This window comes from Thiorhodovibrio frisius, from assembly GCF_033954835.1.
GTDB classification, from domain to species: domain Bacteria; phylum Pseudomonadota; class Gammaproteobacteria; order Chromatiales; family Chromatiaceae; genus Thiorhodovibrio; species Thiorhodovibrio frisius.
Genome location: NZ_CP121471.1, coordinates 195,861 through 216,755, shown reverse-complemented (window position 1 = coordinate 216,755; position 20,895 = coordinate 195,861). Strand labels below are relative to the sequence as shown.

27 protein-coding genes and 4 pseudogenes are annotated in these 20,895 nt (G+C 62.4%); 1 reads left to right on the top strand and 30 read right to left on the bottom strand.

All coding sequences use genetic code 11. The features are described 5' to 3' along the window. Positions 1 to 66: 66 nt before the first annotated feature. From Thiofri_RS01170 to Thiofri_RS01075, 20 genes and pseudogenes are all read right to left on the bottom strand, one after another. Positions 67 to 1,602 carry a class I SAM-dependent methyltransferase gene (locus tag Thiofri_RS01170; RefSeq protein ID WP_009146746.1) on the bottom strand — a complete coding sequence of 512 codons (1,536 nt, stop codon included), beginning with the start codon at positions 1,600 to 1,602 and terminating at the stop codon, positions 67 to 69. A gap of 28 nt (positions 1,603 to 1,630) precedes the next feature. After that, positions 1,631 to 2,905: a glycosyltransferase gene (locus tag Thiofri_RS01165; protein WP_009146745.1), complete on the bottom strand. Its 1,275-nt coding sequence runs from the start codon at positions 2,903 to 2,905 to the stop codon at positions 1,631 to 1,633. Continuing rightward, on the bottom strand, positions 2,902 to 3,504 hold the full coding sequence (locus Thiofri_RS01160) for a class I SAM-dependent methyltransferase (RefSeq protein ID WP_009146744.1): 603 nt from the start codon (positions 3,502 to 3,504) through the stop codon (positions 2,902 to 2,904). Before Thiofri_RS01160 ends, Thiofri_RS01165 begins: the two co-directional genes overlap by 4 nt. Before the next feature lie 3 nt (positions 3,505 to 3,507). Then, on the bottom strand, positions 3,508 to 3,723 hold the full coding sequence (locus Thiofri_RS01155; protein WP_009146743.1) for a hypothetical protein: 216 nt from the start codon (positions 3,721 to 3,723) through the stop codon (positions 3,508 to 3,510). Between the two features lie 90 nt (positions 3,724 to 3,813). After that, positions 3,814 to 4,155 carry a hypothetical protein gene (locus Thiofri_RS01150; protein ID WP_143741709.1) on the bottom strand — a complete coding sequence of 114 codons (342 nt, stop codon included), beginning with the start codon at positions 4,153 to 4,155 and terminating at the stop codon, positions 3,814 to 3,816. Then, a complete protein-coding gene (locus tag Thiofri_RS01145; protein WP_009146741.1) occupies positions 4,152 to 4,679 on the bottom strand; it encodes a helix-turn-helix domain-containing protein in 528 nt (175 codons plus the stop codon). Before Thiofri_RS01145 ends, Thiofri_RS01150 begins: the two co-directional genes overlap by 4 nt. Positions 4,680 to 4,691: 12 nt before the next feature. Beyond that, positions 4,692 to 5,108: a hypothetical protein gene (locus Thiofri_RS01140; protein WP_143741707.1), complete on the bottom strand. Its 417-nt coding sequence runs from the start codon at positions 5,106 to 5,108 to the stop codon at positions 4,692 to 4,694. Between the two features lie 255 nt (positions 5,109 to 5,363). After that, a complete protein-coding gene (locus Thiofri_RS01135; protein ID WP_143741705.1) occupies positions 5,364 to 5,666 on the bottom strand; it encodes a phosphoribosyltransferase in 303 nt (100 codons plus the stop codon). A 131-nt stretch (positions 5,667 to 5,797) separates the two neighbouring features. Then, a complete protein-coding gene (locus Thiofri_RS01130; RefSeq protein ID WP_009146738.1) occupies positions 5,798 to 6,496 on the bottom strand; it encodes a transposase in 699 nt (232 codons plus the stop codon). Between the two features lie 856 nt (positions 6,497 to 7,352). Next, positions 7,353 to 8,588, bottom strand: a complete 1,236-nt coding sequence (gene rfbG / locus Thiofri_RS01125; protein ID WP_223296644.1) for a CDP-glucose 4,6-dehydratase — start codon at positions 8,586 to 8,588, stop codon at positions 7,353 to 7,355. Positions 8,589 to 8,613: 25 nt separating this feature from the next. Beyond that, the gene (locus tag Thiofri_RS01120; protein WP_009146736.1) at positions 8,614 to 9,339 is read right to left on the bottom strand and encodes a hypothetical protein; all 726 of its coding nucleotides are present in this window, start codon (positions 9,337 to 9,339) and stop codon (positions 8,614 to 8,616) included. Between the two features lie 134 nt (positions 9,340 to 9,473). After that, positions 9,474 to 9,710: a hypothetical protein gene (locus tag Thiofri_RS01115; protein WP_009146735.1), complete on the bottom strand. Its 237-nt coding sequence runs from the start codon at positions 9,708 to 9,710 to the stop codon at positions 9,474 to 9,476. Next, the gene (locus Thiofri_RS01110) at positions 9,707 to 9,928 is read right to left on the bottom strand and encodes a hypothetical protein (RefSeq protein WP_009146734.1); all 222 of its coding nucleotides are present in this window, start codon (positions 9,926 to 9,928) and stop codon (positions 9,707 to 9,709) included. Before Thiofri_RS01110 ends, Thiofri_RS01115 begins: the two co-directional genes overlap by 4 nt. 124 nt (positions 9,929 to 10,052) lie before the next feature. Next, positions 10,053 to 10,133, bottom strand: a pseudogene (locus Thiofri_RS24655) (hypothetical protein); the annotation flags it as partial. Between the two features lie 46 nt (positions 10,134 to 10,179). Next, positions 10,180 to 10,977, bottom strand: a pseudogene (locus Thiofri_RS01100) (glycosyltransferase). 214 nt (positions 10,978 to 11,191) lie between these two features. After that, positions 11,192 to 11,923 carry a TIM barrel protein gene (locus tag Thiofri_RS01095; RefSeq protein ID WP_223296643.1) on the bottom strand — a complete coding sequence of 244 codons (732 nt, stop codon included), beginning with the start codon at positions 11,921 to 11,923 and terminating at the stop codon, positions 11,192 to 11,194. A 12-nt stretch (positions 11,924 to 11,935) separates the two neighbouring features. Next, a complete protein-coding gene (locus tag Thiofri_RS01090; RefSeq protein WP_407702955.1) occupies positions 11,936 to 13,348 on the bottom strand; it encodes an N-acetylneuraminate synthase family protein in 1,413 nt (470 codons plus the stop codon). A gap of 95 nt (positions 13,349 to 13,443) precedes the next feature. After that, positions 13,444 to 13,803, bottom strand: coding sequence for a hypothetical protein (locus tag Thiofri_RS24650; RefSeq protein ID WP_040854261.1), 360 nt, complete (start codon positions 13,801 to 13,803; stop codon positions 13,444 to 13,446). Positions 13,804 to 13,981: 178 nt separating this feature from the next. Continuing rightward, positions 13,982 to 14,248 carry a hypothetical protein gene (locus Thiofri_RS01080; protein ID WP_009146732.1) on the bottom strand — a complete coding sequence of 89 codons (267 nt, stop codon included), beginning with the start codon at positions 14,246 to 14,248 and terminating at the stop codon, positions 13,982 to 13,984. A 153-nt stretch (positions 14,249 to 14,401) separates the two neighbouring features. After that, positions 14,402 to 14,608, bottom strand: coding sequence for a glycosyltransferase family protein (locus Thiofri_RS01075; RefSeq protein ID WP_040854259.1), 207 nt, complete (start codon positions 14,606 to 14,608; stop codon positions 14,402 to 14,404). On the opposite strand from Thiofri_RS01075, the pseudogene Thiofri_RS24935 reads away from it, so the two are divergent. Continuing rightward, positions 14,607 to 14,933, top strand: a pseudogene (locus Thiofri_RS24935) (HVO_A0114 family putative DNA-binding protein). The gene Thiofri_RS01075 and the pseudogene Thiofri_RS24935 sit on opposite strands and share 2 nt — an antisense overlap. Here Thiofri_RS24935 and Thiofri_RS01065 read toward each other — a convergent pair. From Thiofri_RS01065 to Thiofri_RS01020, 10 genes and pseudogenes are all read right to left on the bottom strand, one after another. Next, positions 14,833 to 15,285 (bottom strand): hypothetical protein, encoded by a 453-nt coding sequence (locus Thiofri_RS01065; RefSeq protein WP_009146730.1) that lies wholly within the window; start codon positions 15,283 to 15,285, stop codon positions 14,833 to 14,835. The pseudogene Thiofri_RS24935 and the gene Thiofri_RS01065 overlap by 101 nt on opposite strands. Positions 15,286 to 15,333: 48 nt before the next feature. Then, positions 15,334 to 16,290, bottom strand: coding sequence for an RpnC/YadD family protein (locus tag Thiofri_RS01060; RefSeq protein ID WP_009146729.1), 957 nt, complete (start codon positions 16,288 to 16,290; stop codon positions 15,334 to 15,336). After that, the gene (locus Thiofri_RS01055; RefSeq protein ID WP_009146728.1) at positions 16,238 to 16,663 is read right to left on the bottom strand and encodes a transposase; all 426 of its coding nucleotides are present in this window, start codon (positions 16,661 to 16,663) and stop codon (positions 16,238 to 16,240) included. The genes Thiofri_RS01060 and Thiofri_RS01055 overlap by 53 nt, the downstream gene beginning before the upstream one ends. Positions 16,664 to 16,918: 255 nt before the next feature. Continuing rightward, positions 16,919 to 17,170, bottom strand: a complete 252-nt coding sequence (locus tag Thiofri_RS01050; protein WP_009146727.1) for a DUF3368 domain-containing protein — start codon at positions 17,168 to 17,170, stop codon at positions 16,919 to 16,921. Then, positions 17,163 to 17,411 carry a UPF0175 family protein gene (locus Thiofri_RS01045; protein WP_009146726.1) on the bottom strand — a complete coding sequence of 83 codons (249 nt, stop codon included), beginning with the start codon at positions 17,409 to 17,411 and terminating at the stop codon, positions 17,163 to 17,165. The genes Thiofri_RS01050 and Thiofri_RS01045 overlap by 8 nt, the downstream gene beginning before the upstream one ends. A 266-nt stretch (positions 17,412 to 17,677) precedes the next feature. Next, a pseudogene (locus Thiofri_RS01040) lies at positions 17,678 to 18,139 on the bottom strand (GDP-mannose 4,6-dehydratase); the annotation flags it as partial. Between the two features lie 116 nt (positions 18,140 to 18,255). Further along, a complete protein-coding gene (locus Thiofri_RS01035) occupies positions 18,256 to 18,594 on the bottom strand; it encodes a type II toxin-antitoxin system HicB family antitoxin (protein WP_009146724.1) in 339 nt (112 codons plus the stop codon). Then, positions 18,591 to 18,845: a type II toxin-antitoxin system HicA family toxin gene (locus Thiofri_RS01030; protein ID WP_009146723.1), complete on the bottom strand. Its 255-nt coding sequence runs from the start codon at positions 18,843 to 18,845 to the stop codon at positions 18,591 to 18,593. The genes Thiofri_RS01035 and Thiofri_RS01030 overlap by 4 nt, the downstream gene beginning before the upstream one ends. 319 nt (positions 18,846 to 19,164) lie before the next feature. Next, positions 19,165 to 20,097, bottom strand: a complete 933-nt coding sequence (locus Thiofri_RS01025; protein WP_009146722.1) for a hypothetical protein — start codon at positions 20,095 to 20,097, stop codon at positions 19,165 to 19,167. A 44-nt stretch (positions 20,098 to 20,141) separates the two neighbouring features. Further along, positions 20,142 to 20,582, bottom strand: a complete 441-nt coding sequence (locus Thiofri_RS01020; protein ID WP_009146721.1) for a sugar phosphate nucleotidyltransferase — start codon at positions 20,580 to 20,582, stop codon at positions 20,142 to 20,144. Positions 20,583 to 20,895: the final 313 nt, after the last annotated feature.

Here is a 20,895-nt window from a genome sequence, read left to right as displayed (position 1 = left end):
TTGCTCGCCACTGCCCACAGATCAAAATAGGGCGCGCCGCGCCGGCGGCTGGCGATGCGGTTGTACTTACACCACCTGCAAGGCCTTCAACATCGGCAACCGCTTGGCCGCGAACGCCTCGGCCTGTTTGTTTAGCTCGGCGCGGTTCTCTTCCTCCGACTCGATGGCCTTGCCCTCTTTGAGCAGGCGCTGGCCTTGGCTGTGGAGCAGTTGCCAGGTGGCTTCGGCCCAGTCGCTGGGATGTTGTTGGCCCTGGCTGCGGCTGAGCAGGAACAGTTGCTCGAAGCGGTTAACCTGAATGCCGCCGCCGGTGACGGGGCTGGCGAGGAATTGCACGTCGCTGCTGCCGCGGGCTTGCTGCATCAGGTGGCGGTTGAGGGCGTCGCTGCGCGCTTTGGCCTGGGCAATGGCGGCGTCGGTCTGGACGGGGGCGAGGTGGCCGGCGCCGGTGAGGATCAGGGTGGCTTGCAGCAGTTGTGGGAAGCTGATGCCTTGGTCTTTGAGGCTAGTTTCCAGTTGACCGATGGTCTTGGGTTGGTGGTCGGCGAGCTGGTCGAGGATGGGGGTGTAAATGGCCTCAGACAGATTGGCCTCGCCGAGGCTGCCGGTGACCTTGAGCGGGACATCGGGGCGATGGGCGATGAGCACCAGGCGCTGAGCGCGCAGGGCCTCGGCTTGCTCGAGGGCATTGAGCCGGCGCGGGCCTTTGATCCAGTAGTCACGACGGAATTGTTGGTTGACCATGAAGTCCCGCACGCTTTGCCGGAAGTCGGGGTCGGGGAGCTGGTTGAGCAGGGTCTGTTGCTCTTGCGTGAGGTTGATGGCGTCGATGGCATCGAGCAGATGGGCGGAGCCGGCATGGCGCAGTTTGGCCGGCGCAAGCCACTCGGCCAGGGTGGCAAAGTGCATGGGGTGCCAGTCGCGGTTGAAGTATTCGTGCGCGAGGTAGTGGCGGTTGTGGGCTTTCATTGTCTCCAGCCGCTCGCGGATCTGGGGGTTGGCGCGGCTGTAGAGGGGGTTGGTGGCGAGCAGTTGCTCGGCGAAGGCGATGGCGCCGTAGATGCGCTTGACGATGCCTTGGCCTTCGGCGCCCAGGGCGTCGGCATGCTCGGTCATCAGGTGGCGCATGGGGGCAAAGGCGGCCCAACCGGGTAGGGTGTTGTAGCTGAGATAGAGCACGCCGCCGACTTTGAGCTTGCGGCGGATGAAGTCGACCATGACCCGGCGGTTGTCGTCGCTGATCCAGCTCCAGATGCCATGCACGCCGATGAAGTCGAAGTCGGGCAGGTCGTCGCGGGCGGCGAGCTCGGCGAAGCTATCGTCGAACAGCTGGGCGTCGCTGCCGGCGGCGCTGGCCAGTGTTTGGGCAAAGGCGGCTTGGCTGGGGTTGAAGTCGGTGCCGCTCCAGTGCACGCCCGTGGCGGCGGCATGGAGGTTGACGCTCAGGCCCTGGCCGAAGCCGAGCTCGCAGGCGTGGGTGATCTGGGGTGGAGCGAGGCCGGCGTTGAGGAAGGGCAGCGCCTGGCGGGCGGGGTTCAGTTCGGTGTAGTAGCCGTGGGTGTAGCCGATGTCGGCGACGTAGCCGGCGGTCCAGTCGGTCATGGGATGGTCCTTAGAGTGTGGTGTGATGTCAGGCGGTCTTGGGTGGCAGCTTACCCAGCCCCTCGACCCAGGCCAACTGCCGTGGCAGGCACACGCGCTTGAGGTCATAGGTCGCTTGGGCAAAGGCGCGGGCTTGGTGGCCCAGGCGCTGTCTTGTGCTGGGGTCTTCCAGCAGCTGGTCGATGGCCTCGACCAAGCCGGCGGTGTCGAAGAAGTCAACCAGCCGGCCGGTTTCATTGTGCGCGATGGCCTCTCTGACCGGGGCGATGTCGCTGGCGACGATGGCGCAGCCCAGGCTCATGGCTTCGAGCAGGCTCCAGGAGAGTACAAAGGGGTAGGTCAGGTAGACGTGGACGCGCGAGAGGCGCAGCACGGCGATAAACTGGGCGTAGTCGAGGTGGCCGAGAAAATGTACCCGCGCCCAGTCGGCATCGGGGATGTGCGGGCGGACTTCGTCGATGAAAATCTGCTTCCAGGTCTTTTGTCCATGCACAGCCGGATCGGGCCGGGCGCCGTAGCTGACGTCCTCACCACCGACCAGCAGCACCCGGGCTTGAGGGCGGCGCTTGAGCAATTCCGGCAGGGCGCGCATGAAGCGGTGGTAACCGCGGTAGGGCTCGAGGTTGCGGTTGACGAAGGTGATGACTTCCGTGGCCTTGCTCAGGCGGATCTGTTCCCCCTGGGTGGTGGTGAGGGTGAGCGTGACACTGGGGTCGGGGATCAGGGTGTCGGTGTCGATGCCGTCGTGGATGACCTGGATGTGCTGGCGAAAGCGCTGCGGGAAGGTGCTGGCCTGGAACTGGGTGGGGCTGATGCCGCCATCGGCGCTCTCGAAGTGGGCGAGGTTGTTGAGGTTTTTCAGGCGCAAGCGGCAGACATCGCTTTGGTCTTTGGGCGGAAACTCGGGGTCGAAACCGACGTCGGCGCCTTGCGGCTGATAGAAGAACTCGCAGCACAGCCCGAGCCTGGCCTGGGGCCAGAGGTCTTTGAGAAACAGGCTCTCGCCCCAGCCGTGGTGGGCGATGATCACCTCCGGCGCATAGCCTTCGGCTTTGAGCGCCAGGGCGGCGCGGAAGCAAACCTCAGCTCGGATGGTCTTGGTCTCGAAGTCGCTGACCCAGGGATGTACCCCGGGGGTGGTGCCGCGGCTGACTTGGTAGGGATGCAGGTGCACGCCCTGCCAGCGCTGCGGGGGGATGGTGCGCAGGGGCATGGCGCTGACTCGATGGCCGCGTTGCACCAGGGCGGGGGCTAGGTGCTTGAACTGGCCGGGGAAGTTTTGGTGAATGAAGAGGATGTTCATGCCGGGATGTGAGCGGCGGCCAGGGTGCGCAGCGCAGCCTCCTCCAGCGCGGTCTTGCTCGCCACCGCCCACAGATCAAAATAGGGCGCGCCGCGCCGGCGGCTGGCGATGCTGGCAAAGCCGGTTTGTTGCAGGACGCCGATCAGCACCCGCGCGGTAAAGCCGCATTTGTGCGCCATGTAGAGATTGCCGCGCGCCAGTGATGGGCGGTGGCCGTAGAGGATGTCGATGGGCGCAATCGGCCCGGCGGGGCTGGTGTAGGCGGGTTCGAGCAGCTTGCCCTCGGCCACCAGCGCGCAGACGCTCTGGATGTCGGGGCAGGTGATGACGGCGAAGCCCTCGGGTTTGAGCACGCGCAGGAATTCCTTCAGCGCTCCTTCGACTTCGGTGCAGTACAGGTGCTCGATGTTGTGGCTGGAGAAAAGCGCGTCCATGCTTTCGGTCTCGACCGCCGCCATGTCGGTCATGGTGCCGATGATGTCGGGCTTGACCGCCGGGTCGATGTCGAGGCGGGTCTCCTGCCACTCGGGGGTGTTGAAAGCGGCGGTGGTCTGGGCCTTGCGCTTGGGGCCGCAGCCGATGTGGAGGAAGGTCGGCATTTGTTAGTGGGTCGTCGCCGCCTGCTGGGCCTTTAATTGTTCGTCGAGCTGGTTGAGCGTCTGCGTCAAGCCATTGACGATGGCGGCCGCCTGGCTGGCGGGCAGGATGAGGGTACCGGACTCGATGACGGTCTCGTTGGGACCACTCTGCACCAGCTGAATGCGCAGGTTGTTGTTGCTCAGGGTGACTTGGTTGATGCCGTCGGCGTACAGATGCATGGTTGTCTCCGGTTGGGGTCGGGGTTGAATGGGGGCCGGCGCTGGTCTGGGCTTGGCGCTGCGGCCGAGGCGGACGAATTGGGACATGGGTCATGCCGGAGGCTCCTGGCCACGCAGGCGCGTCAGATACTGCCCGGCGGCGGTCTCCATGCCGCTGTCGTCTCGCTCCAGCACCGCCAGCAGTTTTCGGCACATCTCCGCGAGCGTGTCGGAGCCGATGGTCAAGCGCAGCACGGCCTGGCGTTGTTCGACCACGCCACCAGCGGTCCCGGCGGCCGGTGGAGCCTGCACTGAGTGGAACAGAATCTTGGTGCAGGGGAAGCCAATCATCGCCTGGCTGATGCCATCGACAAAGATCTCCGGCACACCATCCGGGGTGTGCAGGTCGAACTGCACTTCGCCCTCGCGCACCTGGGTCAAGCTCGCCATCATGGCCTCCCGTCAAGCTGCGCCGCCCGATAGCCGCCGCCGCGGGACGGCGGGCTGACACTGAAGGCGCGACGGGGGGAGGCGTGCAGCGCAACCGGGGCATAGCCCCCGGCATGCGTGGTGGCATTGATCGACAGGCCATCGTAGCGTTTGGGCGCGGTGGCCAGGGCGTGCAGTTGCGCGCGCTCCTGGGTGTAGCTCGGCGCGTTCAGAGCCGCCGGCGTGAGATGCTCGACCTCACGCAGGAAGCGGCTGAAGGGGACGAATTTCACCAGCAGCGCGATGTCGAAGGCCTCGCCCAGGCGCAGCAGGGTGGCAAGGGAGTGGCGCCCATAGGCGGGGTCTTCCAACCGCGCCACCGCAGACTGCCCTTTGAGCCCAAGCGCCGTGGCGAGCCGGCCTTGCGACCAGCCGCGCGCCTCGCGCAAGGCGCGCACCTGGTGTGCCACCCCGGAGGCGAGGTGGGCTTTGACAAAGCCGCGGCGAAAGCCAGGGCGGTCGAGGCGTTTCAGGCGTGAGGGGTCCATGATGATCTCCGTTCAGGTCGGCGTGTGGTCGAACTGTAAGGCCAGGGCCCGCGCCTGGCCGTCGAGCAACGCCTGGCGCCGGCGCGCGGCGCGCTGGCACCAGTCGCGCGGCTGCAGGGCGCCGCCTTTCTCAATGGCCCACAGCAGCAGGGTGAAGCACTGTGGTGCGGGGCCAAAACAGCCAATCGGGCGCTGTTGCACCCGCTCGGCCTGGAAGCGAATCTCAAACAGGTCGCGATCAGCCGTGCATTTGTTCAGCTTGGCCGCGCGCGGGCGACGCCAGTGCTCGCGGGGGCGACAGCGCAGGTAGTCAAGCTCGACTTCCAGCGCGGCTTGGAGTGCGTCACTGGCGTTGTCGTAGTGCGTCTGCACGGGGTTGCGCCCGCTGGGGGAGCAGTAACACCGGATTTGCCACGTTGAGTTCGCCACCTAGCCTATCACATATTTGCGTTTATTCAATGGCAGGACGGTCACGGCTGCTCCCGGTTGAAGCTCAGCGTTTCCTGCTCGCAACCCGAGGCGCTCGCGCACCACCGCTGGGGTCGGGAACCAGGCGGGTTGCTCGGCAATTTTCGCGAGCCCCCTTTCGCTAAAAGCCGGTAACACTTTCCATGACATCGTCTCAACGCAACGGGTCAATCGGGAAAGGTGCTTGACATCCGATAACGCTCAGCAATTTCCTGCTTACTCTTCCTCAATAACGCGACTTCGAATGGTGTCAGCATCCGGGGAACGTTCGAGGTAACGAGCTTCTGATTGAGTAAGGCAATCGAACCCATAACCGAATCGCTCGTGCCACCAGGTTTCAAGTGTTTGTCCATGTTTCTCCCTCAGCGCAGTGAGCTGCTCTCGTGTTGGCGACAGAACGGCAGAAAAGGGTTTGCCGGTGAGTACCGTTGCACCGATGACGACGCCGCCATTCGACTCGATATGCCCCTTCAGGTTTGCAAGTGTTCCACCTTGTCCGACAAAGTCATCCACCAGCAAGTAAGTGGCTCCGGAAATGACTTCGCCATCAAATGCGGCCGGTCTGGCCAGGCGGGCAAATCCACTTGACCGCGATTTCAGGGCTGTGAATCACCACGGGCGGAAAATCGCGCCACGGGGTTCGGGCCGGTTTAAGCGTCATGGTCGAACAGATCGCGGGTTTCAGTGTCCCGTTGGCGAGGCTTTGCCCCAGGCTTTTGGCGCTTGAGCGCACGACCGAGGCGCTGCTCCAGTGCTTCGACAAAGTCATCCCCGCCAAGCGGGCGCCCGGTGCGGGCATGGGCGTGCAGGGCTTCAACGGTGTCATTGTCCTCCGACTCGCCAAGGAAACGGCGCCAGTCTGAAATCAACTCCAACAGCGGCCCGACTTGGACAAGCGCATCATCCGCTCCCGCCAAATGTGCCCGCGCACTCGACCACTCCCAATCCTCTGGTCGTTGGCAAAGACGAGCGTGCACGGGATTTAACTCCACATACCGAGCGGCAGCAATCAAATGCCGCTCATCCATGACGAACGAGTGGAACCGTTCCTGCCACAGGTGACCGCGCCAGCCTTGGCGAAAATTGATCATCCGGGTGTAGCGCCGATGGGCTTCACCCAAGGCATCGCGCAAACCAAACTCCGTCGCCGGCACCAGAATCAGATGCACATGATTGGGCATCAAGCAGTAGGCCAACACCCGCGTTTCGCAGGCACGACAGGACAGCGATAGCAAACGACGATACTCGGCGTAATCATCGTCGCTAAAGAAGGTTTGTTGGCGCCTGTTGCCGCGCTGCGTCACATGATGCGGCAAACCCGGAACCACCACGCGCGGAAGTCTTGCCATCGCTCCGTCAATGTCTCACCCGTCACAAACGCCTTGGCAAGACTTTACGCCATTGCGCGTTCTTCGTCTAGGAATTAAGTATACGGAGAGTAAGCCGGGAACTTGTCCGCGTTTAGGTCAAGGTTTGTTTTCTCTGTTTCCGCCTGGTTTCCCGGCGGTGCCACAATATTATGACCGTGCGCAGCTTCGTTACCCGGCTCCTCGCAGAACCGGACTTGGAGTGTTACACCATCCGGCTCCCAGTTCAGGTCATTCACCAAGGAATGGGCTGTCTCAACCCATCAACACAGAAAGCCCTCCTTCCATCAGACCACCCATGTTTCTCGCGCTTGGCTCCATTGGTGTGAATCGCATCGGCTCTCGTTTTCACGCGCAGAGTCCTCTCGGTGTAGGGGCGTGTTAGACCAATGCAATCTCCCAAACCGCCACTCCTTTGCTCGACCCGCATTACCGGGCGTCATCGCTCATACGAGTGGCTCCGACTTCCAGCAACCACCGCCGATGTCCTCGTTGATTAGACTTGTTCATCGGTGCCCACCTCCCGCAGACCGGCTGTTGGATCTCCCTGGTTACCACGTGCTCTCAATGTAAGGCTCGATACGGCCTCGGACCCCGGGGAGTCTCCATGCCACTGACCTTGACGCGACATGGAGTGTTGCCTGCCGGGGGGACAAACCCGTCGGCACTCTCCGACAAATTCTTTTCGGGGCTCTACACCTTCAGGGGCGGCTTCACCCGCTACCTTTGCACCTCGCCTGTTTTCATGCCTACGCACCGACGCGTCAGTTACCCTTCGCGCCGTAAGGCTTGATACCGGGCTCGCGGCTCACGATTACCCGGGCGGGACTCTAACCCGCTAGAGCACGCGGCCTTGCCAGGCCGCACTGTCCCCGGAATTGTCGGTCAGGGTCTGGAAGCCGTGGGCGAAGCCTTCCGGGATCACCAGGGTGCGTGGCTGATCGCCGCTCAGGCGCTCGGCATGCCAGTGCAGGAAGGTCGACGAGCCCTGGCGCAGATCGACGGCGACATCGAAGATCGCGCCGCGCAGGCAGGTGACGGCTTTCAGCTCGGCGTGCGGCGGATGTTGAAAATGCAGGCCGCGCACCGTGCCGGCCTGGGCGGTCAGGGTGCGGTTGATCTGGACGATGCGCCGCTCACCGAGCAGGGGGCGCAGCTCCTCCTGACAGTAGAGGCGTTCGAGAAAGCCGCGCGCGTCGCCGAGCGAATGGCGTTCGAGCAGGATGAGATCCGCAATGGGGGTCGCGTGCGGGGTGAATCGGCTCATGGGGCTCAGAGGGAACACCTCAGGCAGCGGCCGTGGTGGCTTCAAAGGCGGCGATGTCGGCCTCGCACAGGGCGCGCGCTGCTTCGCCAGCGGTCTGGCGGCGATACCAGTCCAGGGTGCGGGCCAGGCCGGTGGCCAGGGCCAGCGCGGTGCGAGGCCGAGTTGATGGCGCGCCTTGGCGATCTCCAGGGCCAGCCAGCCGGCTTCGTGCGGGCCGTCCTGGCCATCGCCCCAGAGCACCTCGCCACAGCCGTAGAGGACTTGGGCGTGTTCGATGACCTGGCGCACACTGGCGGCCTCGTGGGTGTGAGGGCCAAAGTTGTAGCCACCGGCGCGTTCGGGGTGTGCCCAGAGCTGCTCGGCCAGTTGCAGATAGGCGTTGAGCGGTTCCAGCACATGCTGCCAGGGGCGGATGGCCTCGGGGCGGCGCACCGGCAGCGGCTGGCCGTGGTGCCAGGCGCGCACGGCGTCGGGCAGGAGCCGATCGTCCGCCCAGTCACCGCCGCCGATGACATTGCCGGCACGTGCCGAGGCGACCGCCACGCCCTGCTCGGCCAGAAAGGCATCGCGATAGCTGGCGATGACCAGCTCCGCCGCCGCCTTGCTAGCGCTGTAGGGGTCATGGCCGCCAAGGGCGTCGGTCTCGCGATAGGGCAGCGGTTGTTCCAGGTTCTGATAGACCTTGTCGGTGGTGATGGCCACCACCACCCGCAGCGCCGACACTGGGCGCAGGGCGTCGAGCAGATGAGCGGTGCCCAGGGTGTTGGTCGCCCAGGTGCCGAGGGGATCGCGATAGCCGGCACGCACCAGGGCTTGGGCGGCCCCTCGACCTCTACCTCACCGCAGCGGCCAGCATCCGCTTCTTGTCCGGATGCGCTTGCTCGCGCACGAAGCCTCGGACTTCCAGGGGCTCACGGCCTGCCCCCTCCGGAATCTGAAGCGCTACCTCTGGGCTCGGCGTGTACCAGTGCACCACGGCCTTCTTGCCCCCGACCATGAGGTAAAAGGCAGACTCCAAGGCACCCTGGAAATGCTCCGGGCTGGCCTCGCAACGTGCGTGCACCATCGCCCCCTCGCGCTTGGCCGTGACCAACAGCGGTGCCGACGCCCGTGCGCGCGGGATCGGCTCGCCAGGTGCCGGGCTGAGGCTGACCGACAGCGTCAACGGCCCGCGCGAGCCGGGCAATCGGTCCAGATCCGCCGGCTCCAGCGCACACTGTGGCGAGCTGATCCGTAACAGCCGCTCGGGCGGCTCCGCACTGGCCAGCAGCGCCTCACCTTGCTGAATACACCAATACAGCTCCGGATGTCCGTGCCAGTGGTCGGCGACTGGCAAGGGGGCCGCGCCCTGCAGCTGATCGCAGACCAACAGATGCGCGCGGCCGATCAACCAGACCGTGCCGAGCACCAGGCTGCCGTTATCGCACTGCACATGGCCCATCGGCGAGCGACTCAGGCCCATGGCCAGGGCCAGATCCTCGGGCGCATGTCCGCTGCGTAGCACCAGTGCGGCGTTCAGCAGGCTCGGTGCATCCCCGCTCGGGGGTTGCGGTGACACCCGTCGCGAGCAGCGCCGCGCGATCCGCGAACGGCGCGTACAAGCGATCCGCCACCGCCCACTCCAGCGCGGCGTAGAAGCGCGCTTTCAGACCCTCATCGATATTGTGGGAGCCTGCGGTTAGGCGGGATCACTTACAGTTCGTCGCCGTGCATCGGTGGAACGTCGGCAGAGGATTCCAGAAAGCGCAGATAGGCAGCGTGGTCGCCATGGGCGCTGCGCTCGCGCAGATCCTCAACGGTCATGAGTGTACTGAGTTTTTCGGCAGCAGCCGAGGAAAGCAGTTGATCCAGGGTGATGCCTTGATCCACAGCAAACTGCTGCAGCCGACCGACGAGGCTGTCCGGGATGTTGATGGTCAGAGTGCTCACAGCAATGCCTCCAGGTGTTTCAACAAGACGCGTGGGGCGATAGCCTCGACGCTCCACCGTTCGGACCCTCTGAAATCCCGAAGATTGTGGGTCACGATGTAACGGCAACTGGCCGCCCTGAAGGTGAGACTGCTGCTGTCCGGAATCGCGATGCCGAAGGCGCGGTGCCATTGGCGCAGCGGGACTCTGTCTGGTTGGTCGAGGATTTCGGTGGTCATGGGGCGAGTCTAGCCGATTGGGTGCCAGCAGAGACAGCTCCATCCGCAAGCGCCAGTTCGCTAGGCCTTGCGCCTTGGCCAGCTTGATCGCCTCCAGGGTGTCGGCGGTCTCGCCGGATTGGGAGATCACCACGAACAACCCGCTCGGGTCGAGGATCGGCTCGCGATAGCGGAACTCACTGGCGATCTCGACCCGCGCCGGCACCCGCGCCAGGCGCTCGAGCAGATCGCACCATCGCCAGCCGCACTCTTTAGCGCTCCGAAAAGCCCAAGGCGAAATGCTGATGCAGTGTCATCGTCTCGACAGGCGGCGCTTGCTCAAAGATCCGCTTGATCTTGGTACGCCTCATCGACAAGTCTTCTGCTAATAGCACATCATTATCATCATGGAAGCTACGCAAGTACATGGGCCTATCCGGCAAGGACACGAGCGGAAAATGCCGGTCGACCTGCGTGTGGTTGCCGACTTGGAACACCTGCTTGACCTTATCTTGCCCATGTCCGACGTAGGCAAGCCCTAACGCGATCTTGGGTTCCCAATGCTCTGCGACTTGGGTGTATGTTTGCGCAGCATGATCGAACCAAGCCTTATACCCTGCTGGAAAGGTCAATACATGACCGCGGTATCGCGAATGCGCATACTGCAGCAACCGGGCAAGGTAACCTCGCGCTAACGCATCATCGTCATCAAGACGAAACGTCACGTAACAGGTATCTCGATCGACAAAATCGGCAACTGACCTTGCTCAAGCCTTCCCCAGTGCCCCCTCCTCGACACCAACTGATACGAATTGGCACCAGTGATGCTGAGCAACGATCGCCGCCAGTTGTGCGTAATGATCGGCTGGCAACAGATCGGAGACAAAGAGAAAAAAACGAAACCACTCCTTGTCGGGAGCAATCGTCTGTCCAACGATTGAGGGTAAGGTGATCTGGCGAAACAACGACAATCGGCAATCTAGCCGACGCGCATCCAAGACGGCGTTCTTATACGCATCCGCACCCTGCCGCCTACCGACCTGCCAGGATCTTCCATCCGGTGTAATCACGGAAAATCGGCAGCATCCTATAATCTTGCTGTTCAAGTTATTTGCTTGGCCACGATGGATTTCTACGATTTCATTTCTGGCCGAGTGCCGCGCGAAATCCTAAGCGCTGAGGTGGTCTCTGCCAAACCCCCTCGCCCCTTGGGTCAGGCTCATTTAAGCGGCAGTCCGTTCGACGGGTACGCTCCGGGATGCGTGATGATCTTCATCGTCGTCGTCAAACCCCCACCCCCTCCAAAAACGCCAACGCCTGCCAAAACCCCTCGCCCCGGTTCTTATGCCCCTGCCAGACCTCAGGGATGAACTGCACCCCCGGCGCGTATTGGTCTAAGGCCGCCTTGAGTTGGCAGAAATCCACATCGCCTTCGCCGATCTGCACACCTTCGCCATCGACGCCCTTGGCATCCACCACATGCAGATGCACGCTATAGGGCAGCACGGTCTTCAGGAACTCGCCGAAGTCCCAGTGATAATAGTTGCAGGCCATCATCGAGTGCGAGATGTCGAGACAGATCTTGTGCCCAGTGCGCTCACAGAAGGCGCGGATCTCCTCGGCATCGACGAACAGGTTATGGTGGCTCTGGCCGCCGAAGTGCCAGGGGAACGGCGGCATGGTCTGGATGCCCAGCTCGACCGGGCTGAGGTCGATCTCGGCCAGGGACTCGGCCACGCGGTCATAGAGCGCGGCACGCTCGGCGACCGGCAGGAAGCCGTGCGGGGTCCAGCCGCCGGCGTTGAGCACCAGCACCGGGCGCTGGGTCTTGGGGAAATACTGGCGCAGCTCGGCGGCGATGGCCACCACCCGGCGCAGTTCGTCGGTGGAGTGGCGCCGATAGGCCGCGTCGGCGCTGGCCAGGTCGAGGATATGGTCGCCGGCGAACAGCTCCGGGCTGTGCACCGCAAAGCCGATCGGCTGCGGCTCGCTGGGCAGCGCCTCGGCCAGAGTCACCTCCAGGTCGTGTTAGCTCAGATGGAACTCGACGAAATCCAGCTCTAGCCCCTCGGTCAGGCGCTGGTAGTCGTGATAGCGCACCGGGATGCCATAGGGGCGGCTGAAGCGATAGCGCGACGGGCGCGCCGAGGCTTGGCTGAGGTCGGATTCAAAGAACAGATCCCCGGGCTGAAAATCGCGCTGGGCGAGGCGCCCGACCAGCTCCTCGATGCGGTTGGGCTGCAAGCCCTGGCCGGGGCTTTTGATCGCGATCAGCTCGCGGCGGATGGTCGCGCCCTTGGGCAGCGCCTGGGTGATCACCAGGCTCTTGGCCAGATTCTCGCGGTTGATCAGCTCGCCCTGGCTGAGCGCACGCGCGCCGCTCTGGCCCATGGCCTCTTCCACCGCGCGGATCTGGCGCACCATCTCGGCGAATTCCTCCGGCAGCAGGCTGACCTTGTGGTCGTTGCCTTCCATGCCGCGATCGACGGTGAAATGCTTTTCGATGATCCTGGCCCCCAGCGCCACCGCCGCCACCGGGATGGCAATGCCGCGCTCATGCCCGGAGTAGCCGACCAGGGTGCCGGCCAGTTGCTTCAGGCGCGGCAGGTAGCTCAGGTTCACGTCCTTGTAGGGGGCGGGATAGGTGGAGTTGCAGTGCAGCAGCGCGAAGGGCGCGCCCAGGCGGCGCAGCAGCGCCACGGCGCTGTTGATGTCGGCCTCGGTGCTCATGCCGGTGGAGAGGATCAGCGGCTTGCCGGTGGCCGCCGCGGCGTCGAGCAGCTCGTGGTTGGTCAGGTCGGCGGAGGCGATCTTGTAGCCGGGCAGCCCATCGCCTTCCAGCACCCGCAGGCTGGCCAGATCCCAGGGCGTGCACAGCGGCAGGATGCCGCGCGCGCGGCAATGCTCGAACACCTCCAGCAGTTGCGCATTACGGAGCTGGAAGCGGTTGAGCAGATCCAGGGTGTATTGGGAGCCGAGGCCATAGCCGGCTTCGGCATTCCTGCCCTGGTTGGAATAGAGGCTGCCGAGGTCGCGCATCTGGAACTTGACGCAATCGGCGCCGGCCTCCTGCGCCAGATCGACCAAGCGCTTGGCCAGGGCGAGGTCGCCATTGTGGTTGTTGCCGACCTCGGCGATGACGAAGGCTGGCCCGTCCTCGCGGATCAGCCGTTCGCCGAGCTGAAAGCCCTCGGCACTGCGCCGCGCCAGGGCGACGAAGCGCCCGGCGGCATCGGTCAGCGGCAGGATGTCGCGTTTGTGGTCGAAGTGCTCGGCGATCACCGCCGGCTTGGTGGTGACCGGCAGGGCGACGAACTGGCGGTTCATCACCCAATCGATAGGCCGGTTCAGGTCCAGCTCGGCGGTGTCGGTGATCCAGCGGCGCACGTCGCCATCGCTGACCGCGCCGATCAGGGCACCGTTGTCTTCGACCACGAAGATGATGCGCGCCTGGTTGGTGTTGATGCGCCGCAGCGCCTCCAGGATGGACTCGCCGGAGAAGACCAGATCGTCCTAGATTTTGTTTTCGATGCGCATCAGTGCGGTTCCTCGCGGTGTAACAGGGCTTCGACCCGCGCCCAATCCTCCGGCTCGTCGATCTCCAGGGCGCTGTGCTCGGGCATCTCGTGGAGGCCGATGCGCCCGCCGAGGCGGCAGCGGTCCTGTTCGAGAATGGCGCGGCGGGTGATGGTGAAGGCGCCGTTTTCCATCCCATGTTCAATCAGTGTGCCGGCAAAGTCCTGGCGGCGCGGGCGTTGGAGCGGGTCGTCGTTGATCAGGGTGGCGTAATCCTGCCAGAAAAAGCGCTTGGTGCGCACCACGGCGGCGATCTCGGGGCAGTCGGTGGAGACATAGACGGCATCGATGCCGGTGGCGGCGCGGGCGGCTTGCAGCACCCAGGCGCACAGGGGTTGGCCGGCCAGGGGCTTGATGTTTTGCCAAATGACAGTCTTTGGGGGATGCTCTTGGAGCCGCCGCGCAGGGGGATGAGGGTGGTGGATAGCACAACAGATTTCATCAGTGACGACAGGTTGAAATGAAGCACAAAACCGGCTGTTAAAGCCAACAGGGGATTTAGCGCCAGCCTGGTTCCTGCGTTTCACTGTCCAGGCGCTCCCGAACCCACTTTTCAATCAGTGCTGCTGCGGAGAGGTGGTCACGCCGCGCTCTGGTGCGCAAAGCGCGAAGCTGCTGCTGACTGAAAGGGATCGTGATCTGTTCCGTGCGTTGAAAAACGGGTTCCACGACTTCGGTCAGGTCATTTTCAAAGTCAACCACTTCATGAGTTTGCCAAAAAGCGGCCAGTTCGGACACTGAATCTGTCTGTGGTAAATGCATCATCGTTTTCTCCACCATGATAGACCGGATTGACACCGGTGGATTTGGTTCGCAGCACCAGGGAACACCCGAAACAAACCTCCTCGAATTCCTCCGGACTCACATCATGGCGAGCAATGTGATCAACGCGATCCTCCGGCCAAAGTAGCTCGCGAATCATGGGGCAACGGCAGCGGCACCGGACTTGGTGCGCACCGCGCTGAGCAGGGAGTCCAGCCGGTCGCGCTCGAAGCGCACCAGGGCGGCGTCGAGATCGGCGGCGATCCATTGCGGCGAGGTGGCCTGGATAGTGACCAGGCGCTCGCTGGGGACTTGCTCGATGAAATAGGGTATTCGGTAAACTGTCACCGGAACTGGGATCATGCCGCAGGAGAAGATCCGTGCTCGGATGCTGGCCATCGCCCGGGGTGAGTACCGGCCCAAGCCCGGTGAGCCCAAGGTCTGGTTCACCTCGATGAAGTCGCTGGCCGAAGTGTTGAGCGATGACAACCGAGCGCTACTGAAGGTCATCAGCGAGACCCAACCCGAGTCGATTACATAACTGGCCGAGGCCACTGGGCGCAAACCCAGCAACCTGTCGCGTACTCTCAAGACCTTGTCGAATTACGGCATTGTCGACATGCAGCGGGAGAAGCGCCATGTGCGTCCCATTGCCAAAGCCACCGAGTTTCGGATTCTGACCGCTTAGGCAACGCCGAGGCCTGCATTCGCGCCCTGAGCCCTTGGAGCAGATCGCGCAGGCGTCCAGCGCTCAGGTCGCTGCCGATCTGCTGCCGAAAGGCCTGGAAGTCGTGCAGATGCGCATCGGCATCGGCAGCCTTGGTATCGACCTTGTCGATCAGGTTGGCCCAGGGATAGGCGATGTAGGTGATGCCATCAGGCACCTGCCCGAGGCGCGCGAGCTGGCGAAAGGCATGGCGTTCGGTCTGCGCCGGGTACTGCCAATCGCGATCGAAGTGCAGGATGTTGCCTTGGTGGCCGATCGGGGCGCCCGGTGGCTGTGCGGTTGGCGTCCTCCTCTCAAGCAGCGGTTGTGTCATCCCTTTCCTTCATCGGCGTGCTGGGCAGAGCGTCCCGGTCGCCGTGCCTCAGTGGAAAATCGTCTCCGGCGTCTCGGCGCTGAGGATGCGTTTGGACCACTGCAGCAGTTGCTCAGGCTCGGCGGCGGTGATGCGTTCGCGGTAGGCATCGACGCTGTCTGGACCGAATTTCTCTTGTAGCTGAGCCAGCAGGATGAGGGCTTCGCCCTGCTGCAGGCCCTTATCGATCCCCGCTTGTTCGACGGTCGTCACATACGGCATACGCTGTTGCTCCTCATAGGCATAGAGTGTTTGGCGAAAGTCGGCTTCCAGTCCCGCAGGCAGGCGGATCATCCAATCGATGAGCCGGAACAGTTCCAGAATCCGTGCCTGCGCATAGCCGCGCTCGTACATGAGCCGGATCAGGCGGAACTTCCAGCCCTTGAGCGTCTCGGCATCATCGGTGACCTTGGCGCGGATCTGTGCCATCACCACCAAGGCGAAGACGTTGTCGCTGGCTTCCAGCTCAGCCCAGCGCTCGGGCCCGGCGTAGTCAAGCAGTTTGACCATCGGAAAGCGGAAGTCAACGCGGCAGTCCCAGAGTGCGGCGCTGAACTGCTGTGGGCGAAAGCCTTGGTCTGTGTCGGCCAAGACCGCGAGACTTGCGACCGGCACCTGGTAGCGATCGCGGATCTTGCAGTGATAGGTGTACATCCGTTCGGCAAAGGCGGTTTCTGCTTCGCCTTGCACCTCGACATGGATCAGCACCCAGACCGCCGTGCCATCGCGCAGGGTGACACCGACCAGCTTGTCGGCATAACGCCTTGTCGTCTTGGCCTCGCGCACCAGTTGCTGGAATTCCTTGTCGAGAAACTGCACCCCTTTGGACCAGTCGATCTCGGCATGCACGGCGGGGAACAGCAGCGCTAGGAACTCTGGGAAGAAGCGCTCCAGGGCCTCCTTCCAGGGGCTGTCATCGTCGCGCTTGGGCGACGCGGTCTCGGCGCTGTGGTGGTCGGCTGGCATTGGCTGAGTGTAGCGCGGATTCAGCCTCTGGCGGTGGCACCGGCCCGAAACCCTGGCACGTTCGCGCAGCTGAGCTCCGGCGTACCGGCCAGCCGTGCGGATCAGCGTAGGGTATTCGGTATACTGTCACCGGAACTCGGATGATCAAGCGCGGAATGTCTTCTGCGGCCTTCGGCGTCAGCAGCAGATGAACATGGTTGGTCATCAGCACATAAGCGTGAAGCTGGATTCCGGTTTTCTGCACGCCGTCCCCGAGCCAATGCAGGTAAGCCTGGTAGTCTTCATCGGCAAAGAAGCAAGCCGCGCGGTTGTGACCGCGCTGGATGATGTGATGCGGGTAGTCGGCGATGTGCAGGCGGGGGCGTCTTGGCATACCCTAAGTCTAGCAGAAAAAACAAACCGAGCCTGGCCCCTTTTAACACACCAGAATCTGTCTGTGGTAAATGCATCATCGTTTTCTCCACCATGATAGACCGGATTGACACCGGTGGATTTGGTTCGCAGCACCAGGGAACACCCGAAACAAACCTCCTCGAATTCCTCCGGACTCACATCATGGCGAGCAATGTGATCAACGCGATCCTCCGGCCAAAGTAGCTCGCGAATCATGGGGCCTTTGATCGCACCGTCATGGTTGGCACTCCGACTGCAACAGGCGCATGACATCCCGGCCCAGCCAAATGCCATGGGCGCGGAGCCGCTGAATCGCCTGCTCACCGTCGAGCGCGTAGCCCAATTGTTTCGCTTTGGCCATGACACCAACGGAACCCGTGACCGTCAGCCGATACAGAAATTGCAGCACATCCAAGCGGCCCGTCGCCACCGCAATGGCAATCAAGGGCGTCGTGTTGATCACGATGCTGTGCGGACGCTCAAGCATTGGCGATATCCGCGAGCAGTTCGTCGTGCTCCAGATCAATCATCGCCACGCCATAGTGGCTGAGTTGCAGCAAAAAAGCGACCCGTTCGAGTCCAACAATCTGTGCCGCGATGCCAGATGACAGTTTTCCCATTTCATAGAGTTTGCAGACCATGGCCATTTTTGCCTGTTGAGCAAACTCATCCTGACTGCACTGAACGGCATCAGGCCACTGCGAGGGAATCGAGACGGTAATCTGCATGGTGGTTCTCCATCAGGCTGCCGGCAAAGTCTTGGCGGCGCGGGCGCTGGAGCGGGTTATCGTTGATCGGGGTGGCGTTATCCTGCCAGAAAAAGCGCTTGGTGCGCACCGCGCTGAGCAGGGAGTCCAGCCGGTCGCGCTCGAAGCGCACCAGGACGGCGTCGAGATCGGCGGCGATCCATTGCGGCGAGGTGGCCTGGATGGTGACCAAGCGCTCGCTGGGGACTTGCTCGATGAAATAGGGTATTCGGTAAACTGTCACCGGAACTGCGTGGGTAGAAAGGCGTGCGCTCGGTCTGCGGGGTTTCCTGCACCAGCCCATAGAGCTCGGAGGTGGATGCCTGATAAAAGCGCGTCTGGCGTTCGCGCCCGAGGATGCGGATGGCCTCCAGCAAACGCAGCGCGCCCAGGGCATCGGAGTTGGCGGTGTATTCCGGCTCCTCGAAGGACACCGCCACGTGGCTTTGGGCAGCCAGGTTATAGACCTCGTCGGGCTGCACCTGCTGCATGATGCGGATGAGGCTGGAGGAATCGGTCAAATCACCATGATGGAGGATGAAGCGCCGTTCGGCTTCGTGCGGATCTTGGTAGAGATGGTCAATGCGATCGGTGTTGAACAGCGAGCTGCGGCGCTTGATGCCATGCACCTGATAGCCTTTTTCCAGCAAGCACTCGGCGAGATAGCTGCCGTCCTGGCCGGTGATGCCGGTAATCAGGGCAATGGGCATGAGGCATTCCACTTTGGGTTTGGACGAATTGTTCAGGCTGCTTTGATGAACAACGGTCGCTGGAATCGACCCGCGACAACACCGGACCCCGCCCCTTGGGGCTGGGTTGTTTCTTTCTAGCTTACTGTCATGACCGCTTGGCGGATGGCATCCGCCGCCCACTGATCGAGATTCTGACCTTGCGCAGCCGCAGCCATGACCGCCGCCTCATGCACAGCCGGATCGAGGTGCAACGACAACTCACTGGACGTGGATTTGCGTGGTTTCACTCCATCTTCGGCACAGGCGTCGAGAAACACCTTCAGTGATAGCTCCCCTTCCTCGCGCAAAGCATCGAGATCCTTGGCGTAGAAATCAGCTCCACCGTTGAGTCCCAAAAATTCCCCACGAAACAGCTTGATCTCGGGATCGTATGCAATCACCGCTGGATAGCCTTGGATTGTCATCAATTTCATGGTCGGACTCCGTGCTCGTCAAGCCATTTGCGGATGGATTCCACCGCCCCTTTGTCGGTCGTAGGCTCAGGATGCGGACGATGAAAAACCCGCCGTTCGCCAAACAACCGCACCAGCACGCGCGAGCCTTCGCGCTCGGTGATTTGACCGCCAAGCACGGCGAACAACTCCTCAATACTCGACCAACGAATGTTCGCAGAGACTGGACGAGTGAAGATCTTTTCAAGCGTGCGTTGATGTTTACGATTCATTGGTTAACAAAGATGGAGTCAAATGTGGTTAGAATAAAATCGAACCTGACCCCTTTAATTCTTTTTTGTCCTTCCTTATGCGCTTTACGGCTTAGCTTTGGAAACTAATTCGAGCCTGGCCCCTTTAATTAATGGTAGACGGCGCGAATGTTGATGGCGATTGTTCCGTTAATGTCTCACCAACATAAACGCTTTAGAAAGACTTTAACTCCATTTGGCGTTCTATGGAATGGAATTAAGTATATGTCCCCGGAATTCGGAATTCAATTCGGGAATTCGGAATTCGGAATTCGATGGCGGTGCTGTCGCAGTTTCTTGCTCAGTGGCGCGTGCTCCATTTGGCCAGCCAGGCTTCAATGAACTCAGGATCCAGCCCCTTGAGCCGATCCTCGGGATCGTAGCGGTTGAGCACTACATCGGGATCCAGCCCCTTGAGCCGTTGCTCGGGCGTCAGCCCCTTGAGCCGCTCCTCGGGATCGAGCTCGGGCAGCAGTTCGGGCAGAAAGCCCTTGAGCCATTCGCGGGCTTCGCGATGCATGTCGTCTTGCGTATAGGCCATGTGTCCATCTCCCAGGCGAAAATGTGCGATAAGGTTGCGCAGATGCAGACCAATGTCCGTGTGGGCGTGATAGGCCGCGAAGGCGGCGCGCCAGCGCGTTTCCTCGGTGGCGAACAAGCCCCAAGGGGCGTTGCGTGGGTGAGGATCGAGCTGATTGATCACCACCAGACGGAAGGTTTGCGTGCCAAAGCGCAGGTGATAGATACCCGGCTTCTCGGTCTTTTGACAACTCCCGGGCAGCAGTTGTTTGACCAGTTGGCGCGGAAAGCGCGTGGTGACGGCAAAGCAGCGGAAGTCCGCGGCCGGGAGCAGGCGGTAGCGTTCCTTGGGTTCGGCCAGCGTGTCGTCCTCGTCGGGCGCGGGGACGCGCAGCGCACGCAGGGAGGCGACCTTGCGGTAGGTGACGGCATGACTGAGCAGCTCCTCGGCGGCAAAAGCGTTGAAAGGCTCGTCGGCGGCTTTGAAGCTCAGCAGGTTGTGCTGGGCCAGGTCCTCAAGCCCGTCCGGGCGTTCCGCAGCCGGTTGGGCGTTGGCCGCGAGCGCGCCGGCCTGCTCGATGATGAGCACATCCAAGCGCTGGCTGCGCAAGGCGAGTTCTTCCTCGGTGCTGACGCTGTACGGGAGTCCGATCAGGGCATCGGCTAGGGCGCTGCCGAGGAGTTTATGCCACGGGATGCGTTGGGGCTTGCTCATGCCCGCAGTCTAGCCGATGCGCCGAGGCTTGTGGAGACTTGGCGCTAAGCCGGATTTGATTCACTCGGCCATGCTGGCAAAATCCGCTCACACTCTGCGTCAATGCCACTCATGTCCATCTTTATGCGTTTTACGGCTTGACATTGGAAATTAATTCGAGCCCCTTTGATTTTGAGCAGCAGGAAGCGGTCATCGAGCCGCTCGGCGGCTTGACGCAGGGCGCCGCCGGTGCCCAGGGGCGCTGGCTCGGTGACGCAGCTGATATGGGCGCCGCGAATGCGGGTGCCATCGAAGGCCTTGGCGATGCGCTCGGCGAGATAACCGCAGAGGAGAATAATGTCGTCGATGCCGTGGCGGGCGACCTCTTCAATCAAACGCTCGATGAATGGGCGACCGCCGATGTTGAGCATCGGTTTGGGCAGGGCGGCGGTCAGCGGGCCGAGGCGGGTGCCTTGGCCGCCGACTAAGATGAGGGCTTGGGGCATGGTTTAGATCGTGGGCGCGATCCCGGGAGCTGCATGACGTGTCCGGAGAGTAAGCCGGGAACTTGTCCGCGTTTAGGTCAAGGTTTGTTTTCTCTGTTTCCGCCTGGTTTCCCGGCGGTGCCACAATATTATGACCGTGCGCAGCTTCGTTACCCGGCTCCTCGCAGAACCGGACTTGGAGTGTTACACCATCCGGCTCCCAGTTCAGGTCATTCACCAAGGAATGGGCTGTCTCAACCCATCAACACAGAAAGCCCTCCTTCCATCAGACCACCCATGTTTCTCGCGCTTGGCTCCATTGGTGTGAATCGCA

Coding starts and splice junctions, on each gene's coding strand:
- Thiofri_RS01170 (WP_009146746.1), bottom strand. CDS start 1,602: ATGACCGACTGGACCGCCGGCTACGTCGCCGACATCGGCTACACCCAC.
- Thiofri_RS01165 (WP_009146745.1), bottom strand. CDS start 2,905: ATGAACATCCTCTTCATTCACCAAAACTTCCCCGGCCAGTTCAAGCAC.
- Thiofri_RS01160 (WP_009146744.1), bottom strand. CDS start 3,504: ATGCCGACCTTCCTCCACATCGGCTGCGGCCCCAAGCGCAAGGCCCAG.
- Thiofri_RS01155 (WP_009146743.1), bottom strand. CDS start 3,723: ATGCATCTGTACGCCGACGGCATCAACCAAGTCACCCTGAGCAACAAC.
- Thiofri_RS01150 (WP_143741709.1), bottom strand. CDS start 4,155: ATGATGGCGAGCTTGACCCAGGTGCGCGAGGGCGAAGTGCAGTTCGAC.
- Thiofri_RS01145 (WP_009146741.1), bottom strand. CDS start 4,679: ATGGACCCCTCACGCCTGAAACGCCTCGACCGCCCTGGCTTTCGCCGC.
- Thiofri_RS01130 (WP_009146738.1), bottom strand. CDS start 6,496: ATGGCAAGACTTCCGCGCGTGGTGGTTCCGGGTTTGCCGCATCATGTG.
- Thiofri_RS01110 (WP_009146734.1), bottom strand. CDS start 9,928: ATGACCACCGAAATCCTCGACCAACCAGACAGAGTCCCGCTGCGCCAA.
- Thiofri_RS01080 (WP_009146732.1), bottom strand. CDS start 14,248: ATGATGCATTTACCACAGACAGATTCAGTGTCCGAACTGGCCGCTTTT.
- Thiofri_RS01075 (WP_040854259.1), bottom strand. CDS start 14,608: ATGATCCCAGTTCCGGTGACAGTTTACCGAATACCCTATTTCATCGAG.
- Thiofri_RS01065 (WP_009146730.1), bottom strand. CDS start 15,285: ATGACACAACCGCTGCTTGAGAGGAGGACGCCAACCGCACAGCCACCG.
- Thiofri_RS01060 (WP_009146729.1), bottom strand. CDS start 16,290: ATGCCAGCCGACCACCACAGCGCCGAGACCGCGTCGCCCAAGCGCGAC.
- Thiofri_RS01055 (WP_009146728.1), bottom strand. CDS start 16,663: ATGCCAAGACGCCCCCGCCTGCACATCGCCGACTACCCGCATCACATC.
- Thiofri_RS01050 (WP_009146727.1), bottom strand. CDS start 17,170: ATGCTTGAGCGTCCGCACAGCATCGTGATCAACACGACGCCCTTGATT.
- Thiofri_RS01045 (WP_009146726.1), bottom strand. CDS start 17,411: ATGCAGATTACCGTCTCGATTCCCTCGCAGTGGCCTGATGCCGTTCAG.
- Thiofri_RS01035 (WP_009146724.1), bottom strand. CDS start 18,594: ATGAAATTGATGACAATCCAAGGCTATCCAGCGGTGATTGCATACGAT.
- Thiofri_RS01030 (WP_009146723.1), bottom strand. CDS start 18,845: ATGAATCGTAAACATCAACGCACGCTTGAAAAGATCTTCACTCGTCCA.
- Thiofri_RS01025 (WP_009146722.1), bottom strand. CDS start 20,097: ATGAGCAAGCCCCAACGCATCCCGTGGCATAAACTCCTCGGCAGCGCC.
- Thiofri_RS01020 (WP_009146721.1), bottom strand. CDS start 20,582: ATGCCCCAAGCCCTCATCTTAGTCGGCGGCCAAGGCACCCGCCTCGGC.